The sequence below is a fragment of the Paenibacillus sp. Soil522 genome (assembly GCF_001428245.1).
Taxonomy (GTDB): Bacteria; Bacillota; Bacilli; order Paenibacillales; family Paenibacillaceae; genus Pristimantibacillus.
The window spans coordinates 57,980-78,423 of record NZ_LMRV01000036.1 but is presented as its reverse complement, the minus strand read 5'-3'; the positions used below and the strand labels follow the sequence as shown (position 1 = coordinate 78,423).

The window sequence follows — 20,444 nt, the reverse complement described above, 5'->3', positions numbered from 1 at the left end:
TTTCTCTCCCCCCCCTTTACCACAACCTGTGTTCGCTTACTCGTTTGCTAATCGTATTGGCGAGTGTAAGCAAAATGAAGCTGATGACCGAATTGAACAAACCTACGGCAGCGGAATACCCAAAATCGGCTCCAAGAATCCCTTTTCGATATACATAGGTTGAAATGACGTCAGCCGTTTCATAGGTCAGCGGATTGTACATCAGAATGATTTTTTCGCTTCCAACGGAAAGCATTGACCCTATGTTAAGGATAAGCAAGATTACTATCGTTGGCATAATACCTGGAATGGTTACATGCAAGGTTTGCTTCCATCGGCCTGCACCATCGATACGAGCCGCATCGTACAGGGCGGGATCAATCGTGGACATCGCGGCGAGATAGATGATAGAACCCCAGCCAATTCCTTGCCAGATACCGGAGGATATATATAAGGGGCGAAACCACCCCGGCTCCTGCAGGAAAGCGATCGGCTCGATTCCGAACCAGCCGAGGATGTTATTAATCAGTCCGTCGCGTGCAACGAAATCGACGATCATCCCCACGACGACCACGATTGAAATAAAGTGGGGGAGATAGCTAATCGTCTGTACGACTCGTTTGAAGATGATGACACGAATTTCATTAATCAATAGAGCCATGATAATAGGGGCGGGAAATGCAAACAACAATTCATAGATATTGATCATGAAGGTATTTCGAATAAGCCGCCAAAAGTAATGGTTTTCAAAAAAATGTTGAAAGTGGGTTAAACCGACCCAAGGACTTCCCCAAACTCCATCTGCTATTCCATAATCTTTAAAAGCAATGAGCAGACCGTACATCGGTCCGTAATGAAAAATGGCGTAATAGGTAATAACGGGAAGAAGCATGAGATAAATGTAGCGATTCCGAATAATGTCCCTTTTTATTATGTTCCTTTTGCTTTCCACAGGTATTCTGGCTGTTGATTGCACCAAGTTTTTATCTAAATCGGTCACGGAATTCTCCCTCCCAAATTTCCGGAATACGGCAAGCCGTCAGCATGCCATATTCTGGAATGCAATGCTTATCTGTTGTTGTAGCGTTCTAATGCTGCTTGCTGAATTTGGATCGCTTCTTCGATTCCTAAGCCTCTTAACGTTTCTACATATTTATCGAATTTATCCAGCGACTCTGCACCCATAATGAATTTCAGAATCATTTCATCTTTAAACGTATTGATGTCGGTCATGATCGAGGCGTATCGGCTGCTATCTTCTACAGCGATGCTGACCGGAGGCATTCTTTTTTCATGCGTGGGGGCTGACCATAACCCCATCGCCTCTTTTTGTTCCGGCTTGGTCGTATATTGCTCCGTGTGACGTACATCCTGCACGAAAGGACCTGACGTAGCGCCCATGATATGCTTCCTAAAGGCTTGGGAAATCGGCAGTCCGTCCGGATTATTCAGTACAGCGTCCGTATATTTCGGCTGGCCGTCAACTAACGTGTACGTTTCTCCTTCTTTTCCGAAGTTCATGATGAGTTTCCCTTCTTCGCTGTACAGGAAATCCAGGAATTTTACGGTTTCGACAACGTTTTTGTTACTTCCGGTAATCGCTGCGAAAATGCCGGTAACGGGATTGTCAATATGTCCGAATACCGTCTTGTCGCCAGGATTTAATGTCGGATAAGTGGTTCCGACAATCTTGAATTCCGGTTGGCTTTCCTTCATTAAGTCCATGTATTTTCCGATTCCTCCATTGAGGAACAGAACAGTGGAGCCGACTTGATTGCCCGTTATTTTTGCATCTTTCATTTTGCTGTCCGTTGTCGCGAAGTCCTTGTCGAGCAGCCCTTCAACGTACCATCGGTTCATTGTAGCCAGGTATTCCTTGAACCCGGGTTCGATAGGGCCGTATTTGACGGTATAATTCTCCTGATAGAAATCGTTGGGCGTACCGAAGGCGCCGGCGAAAGCTAGTTCCCCCGCTGGAATGTTAATCGGAATCTCATCCGCTGCACCGTTGCCGTTGGGGTCCTGTTCTTTAAACGCTTTCAAAACCGTATACCATTCGTCGATTGTTGTCGGCGAAGATAATTTTAATTTATCCAGCCAATCCTTGCGTATTGCCGGTCCCACGAACACTTGCTGCGTGACATTCTCGCGAATGAATGGGAAGCCGATGATATCGCCATCGTCAGTAGAAGCCATTTTTCTCCATTCCGGATTAGAGTCAAACAGTACTTTAAGGTTGGGGGCATTGTCCAAATAATCGTTTAGCGGGATGATTTTCTTATCCCTGATCGCTTTCTGGGCGCCGCCAGGGTAGCTGTTCCATGAATGAACAACAACATCGGGCAGCTTATTCGATGCAACCATTAAGTTGAATTGTTCGCCGAGTTGACCTTGTGCCGGGTGCTGGAATTCAATTTGGACGCCGGTTCTGGCCTGTATTTCCTTCCAAGCGGTAACCTCTCCGTAACTTTTCATAATGGCGGCAGCATCCGGAAACAATTCCACCCAATACGATAATTTTGTTAAGGATTGAGTCTGCTCTGCAGAATCTTGTTTTTCTGATGTTGATTCCGTCGATCCCGTCGTTCCCCCTCCGCTGCATGCGGCCATCGTAGTCGCGACCAGTGCCAAGATGGTTAAAACAGTTGCAAACCTACTCATCTTTCTCTTGTGCATTGACATTAACAAATTGCCCTCCCTATTCTAAATGATTTGTTAGGAGCTCTTCCCATTTGCATGATGCAGAGTGGGTCATTCCCCTTTGTCGAGTATACACGGGGAGAGTTGTGCCGAAAATTGTTCAATCTAGATATAAGCTTGCAGTATTTAAGATTAAGATCTGGCAGAATTTAAACTGGAGAGACTATTTTTAAACTTGCGAGAACGTCAAACCGAGAAGATCTTTCAAAAGCATAAAAGGTCAGTTCGTTGACAGAAGATGATATCACTCACGATATTTATTGCTAATAAACGGCGGCTTTTCGCGGAATACAAGGGTTGAACTCGCTCAGTGCTGCATTTCTAGGTATTCCTGTTGGTTAGCTGATCAATACAGTGTAGAGCCCCAGTTGTATGGATCGGATTGCCTGGTGTAAATACCCTTGACCACGCGATAGGCGAGCTTTGGTTTGCGGTATTCGTTGACCAGCCCCTTGTTATTGAAAGAGCGCGCGCGGTCCCTGAAGTATGCCCGACGACTCTGAAGGTCGGCGCGGGTATCCGCAAACTGCCAGACATAAGTGCCGCTTATTTTTGAATCCGATCGGAAAAGCTTCAGGGCCTTGCTAATCAAATCTGCCTGGTAGTCTTCGCTGAACAACCTTGGCTCCCAGCCGGAGTCTCCGTAGACGCCTGCTCCGCCAAATTCCGTCATCAGTACAGGGGTATTCTCTGCGCCATACTCCTTGCAGCGCTCGTGGAAAGTCTCGAGCATCACATCGAAATCGGCGTGTCCGTAATACCATCCGCCATAGTAATTAATGCCAATGACATCAAATAGTCCAAAGCAGATGTCTTCCATGGGATGCATAGTGGCATACGCTACAAGTCGGGATTGGTCCTTGCCCCGAACGAGCTCCGTCAGCTTGAAGGACAAATCGTAAGCCTGCTTGGAACGCGTATCGATTTCGTTATGGACAGACCAGAACAGAATCGACGGATGGTGAAGATCCCGCTCAATCATCTCATCCATCATCGTGAGCGCACGTTGTACAAAGAGGGGATCGTCCGTGTCTTCCGCGGGCAGACAAGCACCCCAGATCGGGATCTCGCTCCAAAAGAGCACGCCCCTCTCATCCAACAGATCGAGCCAGTATTCGCTTTGGGGGTAATGGGAGCCGCGGATGGTGTTACAGCCCATCTGCAAGATAATGTCGAGATCTTTGGTCATCAGTTTGTTCGGGAAAGCGAAGCCCCATTCCGGATGCTCCTCGTGGCGGTTAACACCTTGCAGGTAAAGTTCCTTGCCGTTAAGCAGAATTTTCTTATTCCTTGTCTCTACAGTACGGAAGCCAATGCGATCAATCATGTCATCGTTGCCTGCTACGGCACCGATTAGGAATAGGGCCGGATTCTCCGGTTCCCATCGTTTCACGTTTGTCCAAACTTGGCCTACGTTCAACTCGACCGTTTCGCATGCTGGAACATGCACCACCTCCGAGTAGAATAGCTCTCCATCCCGATATAAGGAAACGGGTACTTCCGTAGATGCATCACTCATGGACCACAGAGTAAGTGCAATTCGGACGTCGGCGCTTGAATCGCCTGTCATATCATAAGTAATTCGCATACGCGCGATCGAGACGTCATCCAAACGCTGAAGCTCCACAGGGCGGATAATGCCGCCGTAATGAAACCAGTCCACCGCGTGGGTCGGTATGGTATTACGCCCTAATGTACTATCCGTCCGAACGATGATCTCGTGCTCTCCGGCGGTGACGTTCGGAATGGTGAAGTCAAACGGGGTATATCCGCCGAAATGATACCCTAAATGCTCCCCGTCCCAATAGACATCCGCGTGGCCCAATACGGCATGGAACAGAAGCCTAAGATGGCCAGCTTCTTCGCAATTAATTCGAGTACGGTACCAGGCTACTCCTTCGTATTCGAATTTGCCTAGCTCATTATTCCAACACGCTGGCACCGGTACCTGATCGAAGTCGGATGGGAAGCGCGTATGCCACGCCTCGGTCAATCCAACATTGTTTTTGTCAAAAACGAAATCCCATAATCCATTAAGCAGACTAGATTTCCTAAGCCGGTGCTGTTGAAAAGTCCTGATCATAAATATCATCTCCAAGTTAAATGTTATGCAGAATGGATGGTTTCACCCTTGTTCAAATGAAGTTTAGCATCGGACGAATCGGACGGACAATGGTAAAAACAAACTGAATCGTTTATCATAAACGATACAAGTTCGATTCAGTTCGCGGAGGTGTTAGATTGGACTATTCTCAAGGTGATTTGGTATCCCATATTCATTGGGTGCTTGCCAAGCCGGCGGTGCCTGGCTGGGAGGATATCCGGCAGACAGTAAGCGGGCACACGTTTTACTACATCTACAGTGGTAAGGGGGTTTTTCGTCGTGGGGAAAAAGACGATATTGTGGAAGGAGGGACCTTGGCGTATCTGCGGCCGGGTATGTCGCTCTACATGAAGTCTTCTGATACGCATCCCATCCGGATGACGATGATGCTCTTTGATTGCGCCATGCTTCGAAAAGTCGGGAACGGTTGGGATCCGTTGAAACCGGTTGAGCAGCTACAGCTGCCGTTTCTCATGCATTTTCATAAAGATGGTATGCGTAGAATCGGCAGTCTTTTTCACGAGGCGGAGAGTGAGTGGGTACCGGGGGATCCTGGGAGTGAAGCTCGGGTGAAGTCCGTGTGGTACCGATTAATCCAGGAGCTTCATGAATCGGCGGAAGCAGAGTGGAGCAAGGGACAAGAGGAAGGACTAGCCGTGGTGCTTCGCCGATTCAAGGAGAAACTGGATCGGGGATTCGCCTCGGAACTCCGCATATCCGAATTGGCGGCAAAATCCGGTTTCTCCCCTGTATATATACGAAGAACCTTCACTGCCCGATTCGGGTGCAGTCCCAAGGAATACCTGGATCGGCTCCGCAATGAGCATGCGGTTCGCCGACTCCAGTACACGGGTGATTCCGTCACGGATATTGCGCGGGTTTGCGGCTACCAGGACGTTTATCAATTCAGCAAGGCATTCAAAAAACGTAATGGCCTGTCGCCGACCGAATATCGGAGAAAGCAGAGGACTGACTCATAGCTAATTCGGCAAATTAAACGATAACGCGTCAGTAATCCGTGTCCACTTCTTTTCACAACTGTTGATTGGAGAACCTTTGAAGCAAATTTGGATGCTTGGCTCTTGTGGGGAGTCATATATGCCTTAATAGTATACATTACTGGATGGGTTATCTCTTTTATTAGAATGAAACGTGAAGCGAAGGCAGCCAATCATATATAAGATTGGCTTTTTTTATGCTAAATGCTGATCGTTGAAAATGAATTAAAGCTAATTCGCCAGTTTATTAAGCTACCATGAAAGAACGGATTAACTTTCATGCTCTGTCGTGCAGCATAAGAGATGCATGGATGGGACGGGTACGTTAGTTCAATAAAACAGCGGCAGTCTAGGACTCTATTTTCTCGTCCATGGCTGCCGCTGTTTCTTTTATTGGGTCAGTCTAATACTTTTTTTTCGAAGTCTGACGAGATTGTAATTCGAAAAGCCGCATGGGATCAACAGATCCAGTCTAATACTTCATTTTGCTTTAACACCTGCGGGTTGTTTTTTATTTGTTGCGTCTGCCGTTATCTAATGCGCTGAGCCAAACGCTATGCGCCGATTCCCAATACCAGCCGGTCGTTTCGAAATAATTCGCTGTAAGCCGCTTCCACGGCTTGCTTATTCTGTCCTGCACCGTTTCCCAGGACGGAATGCCGCTGGTGGCATCCGTGTGCTCTACACAATAAGCGCCTACGGCGACGGCGCTGGTAACCGCCTGCTCCGGAGATTGGCCTTTGAAAAGCCCGGCGAGGAAGCCTGCAATCGTACAATCACCGGATCCCGTCGTTCCGGCGATATCGACCTGATAGCAGGGGGCCAGTAATTCTCTGCCTGTCCAGTCTATAGGATTGACATTCAGATTGCTTGCCGTCAGGTCCCATTTCCCGCGCTGATCGGAAGTGCGGAGGTAAAAGCCTTTATCTCCCAATTTTATTCCTGCGACTAGACAGCCCATCTGAAGCAGCTCGTCAGTCAAATCATGCAGCAAGTCGGCATTGATGCCTTTATCGACATGAGCGCGTCCGAAGCGCTGTTCCAGCTCGTCGTAATGATTGCGGCGAAGCATGTAAAGAATTTCCTCGAAGCTCGGCAGGAAAATATCGACATAGGGAAGCAGGCCGGTCAGAATCGTTCGCCAATTCGCCTTTCCCGCAGTGGACTGCGGGTCGGGTCTGGCCATATCCAGTGACGTGATTGCGCCCGCAAGCTTCACGCGGCGGAAGATGGACTGCAGCTCAGCTCCTTCGTTTGCATACATGGGCTGCATGACGGGAGGGTACCCAAAGTGAAACAGCTTGGTGTGCGGTAAAGCTTCATACGGAATATCGTGTTCGGAAAAATTGGCATTCACACCCGGGGAATGCAGAAAGAAACGGTCATAACCGGGCGCGCTCATCACAATCGTATAAGAAGAACTGCCGGAAGGGCTGACAATCAGATCGATTACGGTGGACGGTGAAGCTTGATCCTCTATTAAATTTCGGAGAATTTGTCCGAAATGGTCTTCTGCAATTTTTCCGACAAGGTGGGTGGAGAACCCGAGCCGCGATAAAGCAAGACCTGTATTCGATACACAACCGCCGGTAGTCGTTATCGAAGGGCCGATTTCAATTAATCTGCCGGGGATGAAAGCTGACGCCAAATCGTCTGCACAATCGGTTAAGCCGGTCAGCGTCGGAATAATGTCCAGATTGATATTTCCTGCTATGACGAAATCAGCCTGGTTAGCTGTGGAATGCAGCATTCGGCACCTCCTTGATCTCCATGATCGATTATGATTTTTTATAATTTTAGAGTAAGGGCTTTCATTCGCGCTGTCAATATTTTCACGCAAACGTTTTCGTACCTGCCAATATTGGAGAAATGTTTAAAAAAGAAGGTTGACAATACGTGGAAGTCCGCCATATAATCTAATCATAAACGGTCATAAAAAATCACAAACGACCAAAAATGTTCCTCGATGAATAGTAATCTTCTGGTCCGGGGAGGAGGTCATAGCATGTACGAAGCTGAGAGAAAACAGCGGATTTTAGAACTTCTTAAAACGAATCAGCGTGTAGATGTGCAGGGGCTTAACCAAATTCTTCATGTTTCGGAATCAACGATCCGCCGGGATCTGAAGGAGCTGGAGGAGAGCAATCTGCTGAAGCGGACGCACGGCGGGGCGATTCCTTTGCACAATGTGAATTACGAGCCGAGCTTTCTCGAGAAGGAAGTCAGCAGCGGCGAACAAAAGACAGCGATTGCAAAAAAAGCGGCGGCGCTGATCAGGGAAGGCGATGTCATTTTACTGGATTCGGGCACGACTATGGTTTGTCTGGCGAAGGAGCTGAGGCGCTTCAACAAATTGACCGTAGTCACGAATGCCGTGCCTGTTGCCCAGGAGCTTCTTGCTCACGAAGGAATTGAACTTATTCTGCTCGGCGGAACGATGAGGAAAGATATTCTTTCTTTGGTAGGTCCGTTCGCGGAGCAAATGCTGAGCATGCTGCACGTGGATAAAGCGTTTATAGCTACCAACGGCATTCACCTCACCGAAGGACTAAGTACGCCAAACATCACGGAAGCCAGCATTAAACGCCGGATGATCGATTCCTCGAAGAAGGTGATTTTACTAGCGGATTCTTCTAAAATCAATGAAATCAAGCACGTGAAATTTGCCGGACTGTCCGACATAAATACGTTCATCACGGATGACGGCGCGCAGGAAGATATGTTATCCGAATTTGCGAGCCGGGGACTGGAGCTGCATGTCGTGACGTCCGAAGAGAAGCAGGGGAAGATAGAAGCGGTCTAAACGAACCGGGCTGGAAAAGCAATGAACGATGCCTGATGCATGCTCCATGTCCCGCAAGCTTTCTGTCAACCTGATTTGAAAGCGCTGTCTCTTGAGGGGTTCTATTCACATTTTATTTGAAAGGGGTGATGCCAACCGGAGTCATTTAGATGAATGCCTAAGAATCGATAGGGGTCTTACAAAGTTTTCGGCTCCGCCGCTGCGGGGAGCATCGGAGGGGTGATAAACATTTACAGCTTGATGCTGGATAAAAAGGAACGAGTGTAAACAACGGCTTAGTCCACGGCGAATGGTTGCAGCCCAGTTGTTCACACCCGTATTTGGATCTGCTCAAAAATAAAGTAACTATTTTAAGCAAAGCCTTTTATTATTGTGCAAGAAATGAATCAATTATTCAAGTGCAGAGCACATAAAACGTAAGAAACTTATATATTTGGAGGTCGTTAATCGATGAAATCATATAAAATGCTCGTTTTCCTAATGCTTTCCCTGTTTCTGGTACTTTCCGCTTGCTCCGGCAACAGCGCGAATAAAGGCTCAAACAGCACGGCTGGCACGGAAACTTCTGGGAACGCTGCGAAAGATCAACCTGAAGAGAAGAAGCTTAAAATCGGTTTAACGGTCCCGACGCTTGGCAACCCGTTCTTCGTAGCGATGTCCAAAGGCGCGCAAGAAGTAGCCGCAAAATACAATGCCGAAGTAACGGTTGTAGCGGCAGAACACGACCTTGCGAAACAAACGCAGCAATTTGAAGATTTTATTACGCAGCAAGTAGATTTGATTCTGCTCAGCCCGTTTGATTCCAAAGGGATTGCAGGCGCCGTAGCACAGGCAAAAGCTGCAGGCATTCCGGTAATTGCGCTCGACGGAAGCGCCGAGGGCGGCATCGATTCGGTAGTCATGTCCGACAATGTGCAAGCAGGTCGTTTGGCGGGAGAGTACTTGGCTGACCGTTTGAAAGGCAAAGGCAATATCGTTGTAATCGACGGACCTCCGGTATCCGCAGTAACGGACCGCATCAAAGGCTTTGAAGAAGTAATGGCAAAATATCCGGACATTAAAGTCGTAGCTAAACAGAACGGCGAAGGAAACCGTGAGAAAGCGCTCGGTTTGATGGAAAGCATTTTGCAGGCGAACAGCAAAATCGATGCCGTATTCTGCATCAACGATGAAGAAGGCGTAGGCGTTAAAATCGCTCAGGAACAAGCTAACCGCTCAGACGAGTTCTTTATCGTCGGCGTTGACGGCGCACCAGGCGCTGCCGATGCGTTGAAAGAAAAGAAAAGCTATGCCGCAACATCCGCACAATTCCCGAACCAAATGGCTATTCAAGGCGTTGAACTGGCGCTGAAAGTTATCAAAGGCGAGAAAGTGGAACCGCAAGTATTGATTCCTACTGAACTGATTACACAGGACAATGTCAGCTCTTACAAAGGCTGGTAATACAAGCGACAGGATGGGTTCCCGACTGCGGGAGCTCGTCTTGTTCTCTTTAACATCAACGCAAGCGGCTTGAATTGACATTGTAGCAGGGAGTGGCAGGATGGAAACGTTAAAAGAGAGAATTGCGGATGTTGAAATAGTTGCTGCGAAAACGCCCATTATGAAATTGGAAGGCATCCGAAAATCATTTTCCGGCGTGCATGTGCTTCATCAGGTCCATCTGGATTTGTACAAGGGCGAAGTGCACGCGCTTATGGGAGAGAACGGTGCCGGTAAATCGACTTTAATGAAAATTATGGCAGGCGTTCATAAGCCGGATTCCGGAACTACGCTGTACAGGGGCCAGGAGGTTCATTGGAACAATCCGATGGAAGCCAGAGACCAAGGGATCAGCGTTATTCATCAAGAGATCAGCCTGTCTCCGAATCTGTCCATCGGCGAAAACATCTTAATGGGAACGAAATTTCCAAAGAACCGCATGGGTCTTATCAAATGGAATGAAATCTATGAGAAAGCGGAAGTCATTTTGCGTTCCATCGGCTCCACGCTAAACCCTAAAGTGAGCGTTTCAACGCTAAGTGTAGCCGAGCAGCAAATGGTTGAGATTGCCCGCGCCCTTTCCTTCAACTCAGAGATTCTCATCATGGATGAACCGACGGCTTCTTTGACCGATAAAGAAATCGAGAAATTGTTTACGATCGTAAACGATCTTAAGAAAAAAGGTGTTTCCATCGTTTACATTTCTCACCGGATGGATGAAATTTTCCGCATCTCCGACCGTTATACCGTACTTCGCGACGGTCATTTTATTAACAGCGGACCTATTACGGAGACGAATCCGGATCATTTGGTGAAGCTGATGGTGGGAAGGGAAATTAAAGACCTTTTCCAGCGAAATGTAACGAAGCCATCGGAGTTGGCAAACCGCAAGCCGGTTCTTGAATTAAAGCATGTGTCCGACAAAAAAACGGTTAAAGACGTCTCCTTTAAGCTTTATCCCGGAGAAATCGTAGGTCTTGCAGGGCTCGTCGGCGCCGGAAGAACGGAGCTTGTACGGACGATTTTCGGTACTTCAAAGCTGACGCAAGGGGAAATTTTCATTGACGGCCAACAAGTGCGAATTCAATCTCCGTCCGAAGCGATGGAGCTCGGCATTGCCCACGTACCGGAGAGCCGCAAAGAGCAAGGGCTGTTCCCGAATCTGTCCGTGAAAGAAAATATTTTGATGGCCCAAATCCGGACTTACCGCAGCGCTGGCATCCTCCAATACGGCAAAATGGATGCGGATGCTGACGGATATATCCAGGAGCTCGGCATTAAGACGGCATCGCGGGAACAGAATGTGATGGGTCTCAGCGGCGGCAACCAACAGAAGGTGGTCATTGCCAGATGGCTGTCGATTTCACCTAAGGTGCTGCTGCTCGACGAGCCGACCCGGGGAGTCGACATCGGAGCCAAGACCGAAATTCATAAGATTATTAGTAAACTGGCCGAGAAAGGCTTGGCGGTATTGATGATTTCGTCCGAGCTGCCTGAAATTTTGAGCGTAAGCGATCGAATTCTCGTTATGCATGAAGGGAAAATTAGGGCCGAGCTGCCGCGCAGCGAGGCTACTCAAGAACAAATCATGTATTACGCAACAGGGGAGATTAAATAGATGCAGACGACAAACCTTCAAGGCGCTACTGCTAAAGTTCCTATGAATAAGCAGAAGCTCCTTTATTACTTTAATCAATTGGGCATGCTGGTGATTTTGGTGTTGTTATGTGCGGCTATGGCTGTTTTTGCTCCGCATTTTACGGAGGTCGGCAACGTCCTGAACGTTCTGAAGCAGGTATCGATCACCGCCATTCTTGCAGCGGGGATGACGCTGGTGATTCTCACCGGGGGCATTGATTTGTCCGTAGGCTCTACACTTGCGCTCTCCGGCGTCGTATCCGTAATGATCACGAATGCCGGAGTTCATCCGGTAATCGCTATGCTGGCAGGTGCAGCGGTCGGTTATGCAGCAGGCGCGATTAATGGATATTTTACAGCCGTTCCTAAGCTGCCTTCGTTTATTGTGACGCTTGGCAGTATGACCTATTTGCGCGGATTGGCGTACGTGATTAGCGGCGGTTACCCGCTCGTACTTACGAACGGAACGTTCAAATTCGTTGGAGCAGGCTATATTCTCGGTATTCCAACGCCAATTTACGTGATGGCCATCGTCTATATCATCATGTTTTTCGTACTCAAATACACGATGTTCGGACGTCAAGTGTATGCGATCGGCGGCAATGAAGAGGCTGCAAGGCTAACTGGCATAAAGGTTGAAAAGACGTTGATTAACGTATACTCAATCAGCGGGATGCTTGCAGGCGTAGCCGGTGTCGTTATGGCAGGGCGGCTTTTCTCCGGACAACCGATGGTAGGGCTAGGAGCAGAGCTCGATGCGATCGCTGCGGTTATTCTCGGCGGCACGAGCTTTGCAGGCGGCTTCGGACGGATTCAGGGCACGATAATCGGCGTATTGATCATGGGCGTGCTTACGAACGGTTTAACCTTGTTGAATGTAGATTATTATTGGCAATTAATCGTTAAAGGCGGGGTTATTGTTGTGGCGGTTCTGCTTGACCGTTTACGCAGCCGCAGCTAAACAAAGAGAGGTCCTTCCCGCGTACTGCGAATCAGCAAGACGTTAGGGGAGGACATTTTTGAAAATATAAGAATTTATAAGATTTACCCTTATACCTGCTTATATTTCACGCGAAACGAGCTTTTGCCGACAGAGGACGGCGACAGCCTTTTACGCCTGTTCATCAGGGGGAAGTTTTCAGATGGGAACCTTTGCATTACGAAGCATTCGCTCCAAAATTATGCTAATTATTATGCCAATGATCATACTCGCGATGGCGGTCCTGTCCTTTCTTACCTACCAGAATTCGAAAGCGTTGATCAACAGGGAAATCGACAACAAAATGCGGTATCAGCTCAGCTCCACCGCAGAGCATATCCAAACCGAATTGACAGCGCATTTGAAAATACCGGAAACGCTGGCGAGGGCGATGGAGGCAACGGGTGATCATATTGAGCAGGAAACGGTCATCGATATGATTATGAAGTATTTGTCGACCAATAAGGATACGTTCGGGGTCGGCGTATGGTTTGAAGCCAATCAATTCAAAAGCTATGTGAATAATTTCGGGCCCTACGCATACCGTTATAACGGACAAGTGCTGTACACACTCGATTACAGCACCAAGGAATATAATTACCTGAATCGCGACTGGTACCTTATCGGGAAAGAAACGGATCAATCTGTGGTTTGGACGAAGCCTTACTTTGATGAAAATTCCAAGTCGGCGGTGCTGACTACGACAGCGCCGTTTTATCATTTTAACGGTGACTTCCGGGGTGTGGCGACGGCCAATATCGATCTGAACAACTTGCAGAAAACGATATCAGCAATCGAGGTAGGAAAAAGCGGCAGAGCGTTTCTCGTAGACAGCGAAGGCACGTACATCGCAGACCGCGACGAGCAAAAGCTGTTGAAAATGAAAATGTCGCAGGATCCGAACGCAAGTTTGGCAAGCGTAGGCCAGACGATGCTCAAAAAAGAAAGCGGTTACGCGACTTATGAGGATACAGACGGCCTGAATCGGATTTATTATATGGACATTCCGGTTACCGGATGGAAGCTCGCAATGGTTATTCCTGATAAGGAGCTGTACGAACCGCTCAAGCAGCTGTTAATAAAGTCCGTTGTCATTATCGGGATTACGCTTTTTATTGTATCTTTCGTGATTTATTGGTTTGCCAGGTATATGAGGAATCAAATAAGGGCGGTGAATGTGCTTTCCTCCGACATGGCCTCGGGCGATTTAACCCGTTCGATCGAAGTCCGGTCACGGGATGAATTCGGCTCCATGGCCCAAAATTTAAACCTCATGACCCGGCAGCTTAATGAAGTTATCAAGAAAATAACATCGGGTGTCGAGATGGTTGCCAGCACGTCGGATCAGCTTACGTCAGGAACGGAACAAACGGCCAAAGCTGCGGAAGAAATTGCAGGTGCAGCTCAGTCGGTTGCTGCCGGCAGTGAGCTTCAGGTGCACATGGTGAATATGGCCAGCGGCAAGGTGGATGAAACATCTGCGGGCTTGAAAAACATGGCTGAGCGAATGATGATCGCAACGGAAGCGTCCCGTAAGACGCTGCTGACAGCGGTCGAAGGAAACGAGTCGATCCAGAATGCGGCCAGCCAAATTCAGAGAATGGACGAGAAGGTACAGCATGCGGCTCAAATTATCGAATCCTTGACTGCTAAGTCCAAAAAGGTCGATGAAAGCATGGAACTGATTGGGAAATTAGTCGCGCAAACGAGAATACTCGCGTTAAATGCAGGGATCACTGCCGTGCAGGCTGGCGCTCACGGAAGAGCCTTTACCGTCATTGCGGAGGAAATCCGAGCGCTGGCTGAGAACGCTGCTAAAGCGGGCAACTCCATTCAGGAGACGATCGCCCAAATGCAGTCCGACGTCCGGTTGGCAAAAGAACAGATGGATTCGAACCGTGATGCCGTGCGCAGCGGAAAAACTAAGATCGAGCATGCCGGCATATCGTTCGGGCACATTGTGGAGGCGGCTCAGGATGTGACCGTACAGACCGAAGGAGCAGCACGCTCCATAACGGAGATGCACGTGTATATGTCTGAAATGGAAGATGCCATTAAGAAAATCACATGCATTTCTATGGAAACCGCCAATCAGACGGTAAGCGTGTCCGCCGCTACGGAAGAGCAAATGGCATCCATGCAGGAAATGACAGCCGCAGCCCATACGCTTGCTTCGCTCGCCAACGATATGAAAGATTTGATCAGAAGATTCAATGTATAGAAATGACCCTGATAAGCGAATAGTCATTATCAGGGTTGTGTCGATTGCGTAAACGATTACGTAATCGTTTATTCGAATATCATAGTGAATAGCTAAAATATGAGGATAGGGGATGCCATTTCAATGATTACGAATATTTATAAATTTCGTAAAGCGAATAAGTCAGTATCGCTCCTTTTGGCTTTTTTGTTAATCTTTACCGGAGTTATTGCTCCGGTAGCACCCTATGACCTTGCCTTTGCGGAAGAAGCTTCCGCCATTACACATGAAATCGTGAATCCCGGTTTTGAGACAGGGAATTTAGACGGTTGGACCGTGGCAGAAGGGGAGGCTCCGGGACGTGTTACTTCGGACGTCGTTTACTGGCATAAGGATCCGATCAATAAAGCAGGCGAATATCACTTCTGGGGAGACGACTTTAAAGCAGGAGTTCTCGAATCGACCCATTTTCAATTAGGGGGTACGGGTGAGATCAATTTCCTGATCGGCGGAGGGAACTTGGCTGATACGCAGTATGTTGCGTTGGTTCGCGAATCGGATGGGGCAGAGCTTATCAAAAGCACGCATATAGCCTTTGCCGACACCGAAGGTTATCACCGGGTTGTATGGGATGCATCTGCTTACCTTGGCGAGCATGTATTTATCCGGATCGCAGATAAGGCTGCCGCAGGCGGCTGGCAGCATGTGAATGCGGACGATTTTCACGTCTATAATACGGAACAGATTGACATTGTGAATGCAGGCTTCGAGGAAGGTAACTTTAACGGTTGGAGTACAGGAGGGGAGGCCTTTACGGTTTCAAACGAAGCCGCGAGCAGCGAAGGTCAGGCTTATGGGCATAGTGGTAACTACCATGCTTCTGCCGGAGCGGGCGATGAGAAAAGCGGGACTTTAACCTCGTCGGTCTTTAAACTTTTCGGTTCCGGCGAAATTGACTTTTTGATCGGCGGCAGTAACGATCTTAATGGCCAATATGTGGAACTCGTGCGGGAGGATTCGGGGGAAACGGTTTTCAAAGCGACGGGCAGCGCCTCGGAACGGTATAAACGAATCGTATGGAATGCCGAAGCCTATCTCGGCAAGAAGCTGTTTATCCGCGTAGTCGACAGCGGGGCTGGATATGTCAATGTGGATGATTTTCATGTAAAGAATAAGAATAAAGGCTCTTACACGATGCTGAACGAAGATTTTGAAAGGAATGGCTTGGAGAGCTGGGGCGCGGATGGTGATGCATTCACGGTTGCAGAGGGCAATACGGCTGTCATTCCCGGTTATCAGCGTCATGTGTACGCACAAAGCAGCATAGAAGGCGTGGGAACGCTAACATCCACGATATTCCGGCTTGCGGGTTCGGGACAAGTGAACTTCAAACTAGCCGGCGATAACGAAGCCGATCTTTATGTGGCTCTTTACCTTGCAGGAGACAACATTGAATTAAAACGTATGGCCTCTTCGGGAAAGAACGCTTTCGAAACGGTAGAATGGGACCTGTCTCCATATATGGATGAACAGCTCTATTTCAAGGTTGTCGATCAGTCAACGACCGGCCGTTTGTATGTGGACGACTTTAACTACTATGTTTCATCAGCCATCCTGAATCCGAACTTCGAATCCGGGGATTTGCGCGGCTGGCAGGTCGTAGAAGGGAACGCTTTTGATAATGTGGTGACGAACGAGGCCCTGTATCACGGGACGAAGATGTTTCAAAAGGAAGGCGCCTATCATTTGTGGGGCTACCAGGGAGGCGGCGACGGAAGGAAAGGGACGCTGGAGTCTACCCACTTTATTTTGGATGGAGACAAACATACAGCCGGTGACGGCAGGGTTACCTTCCTGATCGGCGGAGGCAATAAACCGCAGGAGTTGTCGGTTCAGCTCGTACAGGATTCCACGGGCGATGTGATATTTTCCGCAACGGGCCATGAAGACGAGAAATATATCCGGGTGGATTGGGATGCCACGGCCTACGCGGGAGAGGAATTATATTTCCGAATCGTAGACCAATCCGACGGCGGCTTTGGCCATTTGAATATGGATGATTTCCGTACGATCACGCCATTCGTTGACATGCTGAATCATGGTTTCGAAACCGGGGACTTGACCGGCTGGACGCAGGAAGGCGATGCGTTCAAACAAGCGGTAAGCAGCACGCCGGGCTTTGGGCATGAAGGCGCTTATCATTTGTATGGCAAAGCCGCAGGGGATGACGGAGCTGCCGGTTCGCTTCAGAGCAGAAATTTCGAGCTTGCGGGAACGGGCAACATTACTTTCCTCATCGCGGGAGGACAGGATCCGGACAAGCTGTATGCGGCTTTAGTCCGAGCCAGCGACGGCGAGATCTTGTTCCGCGCAAGCGGATCGGATTCAGATATTTACCGGGAAGTGACTTGGGACGCTGCCGCGTATGTCGGGGAGCTCGTGTATGTAAAGATTATCGACGAGAAAACCGAGGGGCCGTTCGGCTACATCAGTGTCGACGATTTTAATCCCAGCAGCCCGGATACGTATTACGGCGAAAAGTATAGACAGCAGTATCATATGTCGCCTGAAAAAGCTTGGATGAACGATCCGAACGGCATGGTTTATTACGAAGGAGAATACCACTTATTTTACCAGCATCATCCTAATGCTCCGACATTTGGGCCAATGACATGGGGGCATGCGGTAAGCAAGGATTTGATCCATTGGGAGCATCTGCCGATCGCCCTGCGTCCAGGGGAGAATGGGGTCGTGTTCTCCGGAAGCGCGGTGGTGGACCGCAATAATACGAGCGGTTTTTTTGATGAAGAAGGCTCAGGGCTGGTTGCGGTCTTCACCCATGCCGACAACAAACTTGTACCAGGTAAAAATCAGGTGCAAAGTATAGCTTACAGCAAGGACAAGGGCAGGACGTGGACGGAATACAGCGGAAATCCTGTGCTGCTGCCGACGGCGAATGCGGATTTCCGCGATCCGAAAGTGTTCTGGCACGAACCTAGCTCTAAGTGGATCATGTCGCTCGGCGTTCAAGATCGGGTGGAATTTTATACCTCGCCGAACTTGAAAAATTGGACATATGCAAGCTCCTTCGGACAAGAGGCTGCAGGTTCGCACAAGGGAATATATGAGTGTCCGGATTTGTTTGAAATTTCGGTAGATGGCGATCCGGCGAAGAAGAAATGGGTGTTAATGTTAAGCGTTGGCGACAGCAACGGTACGAATCCGAGCGATCCGCTGCCTCCTGCCGGCGGGTCGGGCATGATGTATTTCCTCGGAAATTTCGACGGCGAGACATTTACGCCGGATCAGCCAGTCCTTTCTGCAGCGGATCTGAAATGGGTGGATATGGGCTCCGATTTCTATGCGGCTGTAACGTGGAGCGATGCTCCTTCGCCTGAAGGACGCCGATTATGGATGGGCTGGATGAGCAACTGGAGCTATGCGGGCAATACCCCAACGGGCGGATGGCGCGGAGGGATGTCCCTTCCGAGGGAATTGGAATTGAAAACGTTCCCTGAAGGAATCCGTTTAATCCAGAAGCCGGTAGAACAGCTAGCGCAATTAAGAGAAACGATAGCCGAGGCGAACGATGTTACAGTTACCGCAGACAGCGGCATAACGGATCATATTTATGGAACTAAAATGGAAATTGTTGCGGAGTTCGAACTAGGAAGCGCTTCCGAATTTGGTTTTAAAGTCCGCAAATCAGAAACGGAAGAGACAGTGATCGGCTATGATACGGCTGCTAAGGAGCTTTTTGTCGACCGCACGAAATCCGGGGATACGGGTTTCCATGTGAACTTCGCGGCAAAACACGAAGCCGCCTTGCTTCCCGAAAATAATCGGATCAAGATGCATCTATTTGTGGATCTCTCGTCGGTAGAGGTGTTCGGAAACGAGGGGAGAGCGGTAATCTCCGATCTTATTTTCCCGGATCCGGAGAGTACGGGGTTAGACCTTTATGCCGTTGACGGCGATGTCCGGGTTTTGTCTATGCAAATCCATAACTTAAAAAGCATCTGGAAAAATGAAGAGTTTACGAAAATCAGACTGGATGATCGCGATTATAGCCTAAACGCAGCAAAAACCCATCAAACCGCTGTACATGCCGTTTCCGTATCGGAAAATATGTCCTCGTTTGGAGCCCCGATGACGGATGTAACAGAGCAGGCTGCATATCAATCATCAAATGCTGCGGTAGCTACTGTTAATTCTAAAGGAACGGTTACTGGAATAAGTGCCGGTACAGCGGTGATAACCGCAACCTACGGAGGCTATAAAGCGGCAGCTAATGTTACCGTCGCAGCTGGCGGCGAGGACCAGCCTTCGAACGGAGGAACAAACCCGGCGCAGCAATCCAATGTAAATTTAACGAAGGAAAACGGTGACGCGAAGCTGCTCGTTTTAACGAAACGAGACGATTACGGCATAGCGCAAGCGGTTATCGGCGCGGGCCAGATGCAGCAAGCGTTAGAGGTTGCGATGGCCGGCGATGACGGGAACAAAAAGGTTATTATTGAATTATCCAAGCTGGACGGAGCGGAAGGCTATGCTGCGCAGCTTCCGGCAGCTTATGTTTCTTCTGAAACCATTAACGCGAAGTTTGAGCTCCGTACACCGCTCGGCACCGTCACTCTCTCCAGCAAAATGCTGCACGCTGAGGACGTGCTGGGCTCGGATACCGTTTCGTTTACGATAAGCGGAGCCGGGCTAAACGGCGTTAACGATGATTCTCGCAGCCTCATTGGTGATCGTCCGGTCATTGACCTCACCGTAACGATCGACGGAAAGCCGATTAATTGGCATAACGACGATGCGCCGGTAACGGTAAGCTTGGATTACACGCCTGCCGCGAACGAACTGAACGACGCGGAGCATATTGCGGCTCTTTATATCGATGCTTCCGGTAAAGCGGTGCCGGTAAGGAACGGAAGGTATAACGCAGCGTCGGGAAAAGTGGAGTTTACGACAACTCACTTCAGCATTTATGCCGTAGCTTTTGTGAAAGCATCGTTCTCCGACCTAGGACGTTATCCATGGGCAAAAAAACAAATTGAAGTATTGGCTTCCAGAGGCATTATTAACGGTGTGTCTTCAAATGCCTTTCATCCCGGCGGTTATGTGACCCGTGGAGATTTCATGATGCTGCTCGTTAAAACGCTTGAATTGAAAGCGGAAGCTAACGGCCGCTTTGATGACGTCAACCGGGGCGATTATTATTACGATGAGCTGGCCATAGCGAGAGCGCTCGGCATCGCAACCGGCAGCGGCGGCAATACTTTTCATCCAAAGTCGATCATAACGAGACAAGACATGATAGTGCTGACAGCGCGCGCGCTGAAAGTGAACGATAAGCTTGGCAAGACCGAAGCAGCAGACTTGAGCAGGTTTAGAGATGCGGGATTGGTGTCAAGCTATGCCGCCGAGAGCGTGTCGCTATTGGCTAATAATGGATTAATTCAGGGCAGTCAAGGAAATTTGAATCCGCGGGATGCCGCTACCCGTGCGGAAGCGGCCGTAATCATGTATAAAGTATGGGCGCTTCAACCGTAAGTTTGCCG

At 48.9% G+C, this 20,444-nt stretch carries 11 protein-coding genes; 7 read left to right on the top strand and 4 right to left on the bottom strand.

What is annotated here, in order from left to right; translation table 11 throughout:
* Positions 1-16 precede the first annotated feature (16 nt).
* From ASG81_RS11335 to ASG81_RS11325, 3 genes are all read right to left on the bottom strand, one after another.
* Positions 17-979 carry an ABC transporter permease gene (locus ASG81_RS11335; RefSeq protein WP_056633544.1) on the bottom strand — a complete coding sequence of 321 codons (963 nt, stop codon included), beginning with the start codon at positions 977-979 and terminating at the stop codon, positions 17-19.
* Positions 980-1,047: 68 nt separating this feature from the next.
* Positions 1,048-2,661, bottom strand: coding sequence for an extracellular solute-binding protein (locus ASG81_RS11330; RefSeq protein WP_327205163.1), 1,614 nt, complete (start codon positions 2,659-2,661; stop codon positions 1,048-1,050).
* 364 nt (positions 2,662-3,025) lie between these two features.
* Positions 3,026-4,762, bottom strand: a complete 1,737-nt coding sequence (locus ASG81_RS11325; protein ID WP_056633542.1) for a glycoside hydrolase family 2 protein — start codon at positions 4,760-4,762, stop codon at positions 3,026-3,028.
* Between the two features lie 158 nt (positions 4,763-4,920).
* Between ASG81_RS11325 and ASG81_RS29805 the strand changes: the two genes are divergently transcribed.
* Positions 4,921-5,763 (top strand): AraC family transcriptional regulator, encoded by an 843-nt coding sequence (locus ASG81_RS29805; protein ID WP_081417270.1) that lies wholly within the window; start codon positions 4,921-4,923, stop codon positions 5,761-5,763.
* A gap of 529 nt (positions 5,764-6,292) precedes the next feature.
* Here the strand turns inward: ASG81_RS29805 and ASG81_RS11315 are convergent.
* The gene (locus ASG81_RS11315; RefSeq protein ID WP_056633537.1) at positions 6,293-7,531 is read right to left on the bottom strand and encodes a carbohydrate kinase family protein; all 1,239 of its coding nucleotides are present in this window, start codon (positions 7,529-7,531) and stop codon (positions 6,293-6,295) included.
* 255 nt (positions 7,532-7,786) lie between these two features.
* On the opposite strand from ASG81_RS11315, the gene ASG81_RS11310 reads away from it, so the two are divergent.
* The 6 genes from ASG81_RS11310 (at position 7,787) to ASG81_RS29800 (ending at position 20,436) form a co-directional block, all read left to right on the top strand.
* On the top strand, positions 7,787-8,584 hold the full coding sequence (locus ASG81_RS11310) for a DeoR/GlpR family DNA-binding transcription regulator (protein ID WP_056633534.1): 798 nt from the start codon (positions 7,787-7,789) through the stop codon (positions 8,582-8,584).
* Between the two features lie 450 nt (positions 8,585-9,034).
* Complete coding sequence (locus ASG81_RS11305) at positions 9,035-10,027, top strand: ABC transporter substrate-binding protein (protein WP_056633531.1); 993 nt, start codon at positions 9,035-9,037, stop codon at positions 10,025-10,027.
* A 100-nt stretch (positions 10,028-10,127) separates the two neighbouring features.
* Entirely contained in the window at positions 10,128-11,684 is a 1,557-nt protein-coding gene (locus ASG81_RS11300; RefSeq protein WP_056633528.1) for a sugar ABC transporter ATP-binding protein, read from the top strand.
* A complete protein-coding gene (locus tag ASG81_RS11295) occupies positions 11,685-12,665 on the top strand; it encodes an ABC transporter permease subunit (protein ID WP_235548828.1) in 981 nt (326 codons plus the stop codon).
* Positions 12,666-12,846: 181 nt separating this feature from the next.
* Positions 12,847-14,904, top strand: a complete 2,058-nt coding sequence (locus ASG81_RS11290; RefSeq protein WP_056633525.1) for a methyl-accepting chemotaxis protein — start codon at positions 12,847-12,849, stop codon at positions 14,902-14,904.
* 123 nt (positions 14,905-15,027) lie between these two features.
* Positions 15,028-20,436 carry a GH32 C-terminal domain-containing protein gene (locus ASG81_RS29800; protein WP_081417269.1) on the top strand — a complete coding sequence of 1,803 codons (5,409 nt, stop codon included), beginning with the start codon at positions 15,028-15,030 and terminating at the stop codon, positions 20,434-20,436.
* Positions 20,437-20,444: the final 8 nt, after the last annotated feature.

What these genes read in the sequence shown, in the direction of transcription:
- ASG81_RS11295 (WP_235548828.1), top strand. Translation starts at nt 11,685, where the DNA reads ATGCAGACGACAAACCTTCAAGGCGCTACTGCTAAAGTTCCTATGAAT.
- ASG81_RS11315 (WP_056633537.1), bottom strand. Translation starts at nt 7,531, where the DNA reads ATGCTGCATTCCACAGCTAACCAGGCTGATTTCGTCATAGCAGGAAAT.
- ASG81_RS29800 (WP_081417269.1), top strand. Translation starts at nt 15,028, where the DNA reads ATGATTACGAATATTTATAAATTTCGTAAAGCGAATAAGTCAGTATCG.
- ASG81_RS11300 (WP_056633528.1), top strand. Translation starts at nt 10,128, where the DNA reads ATGGAAACGTTAAAAGAGAGAATTGCGGATGTTGAAATAGTTGCTGCG.
- ASG81_RS11290 (WP_056633525.1), top strand. Translation starts at nt 12,847, where the DNA reads ATGGGAACCTTTGCATTACGAAGCATTCGCTCCAAAATTATGCTAATT.
- ASG81_RS11305 (WP_056633531.1), top strand. Translation starts at nt 9,035, where the DNA reads ATGAAATCATATAAAATGCTCGTTTTCCTAATGCTTTCCCTGTTTCTG.
- ASG81_RS11330 (WP_327205163.1), bottom strand. Translation starts at nt 2,661, where the DNA reads ATGTCAATGCACAAGAGAAAGATGAGTAGGTTTGCAACTGTTTTAACC.
- ASG81_RS11310 (WP_056633534.1), top strand. Translation starts at nt 7,787, where the DNA reads ATGTACGAAGCTGAGAGAAAACAGCGGATTTTAGAACTTCTTAAAACG.
- ASG81_RS11325 (WP_056633542.1), bottom strand. Translation starts at nt 4,762, where the DNA reads ATGATCAGGACTTTTCAACAGCACCGGCTTAGGAAATCTAGTCTGCTT.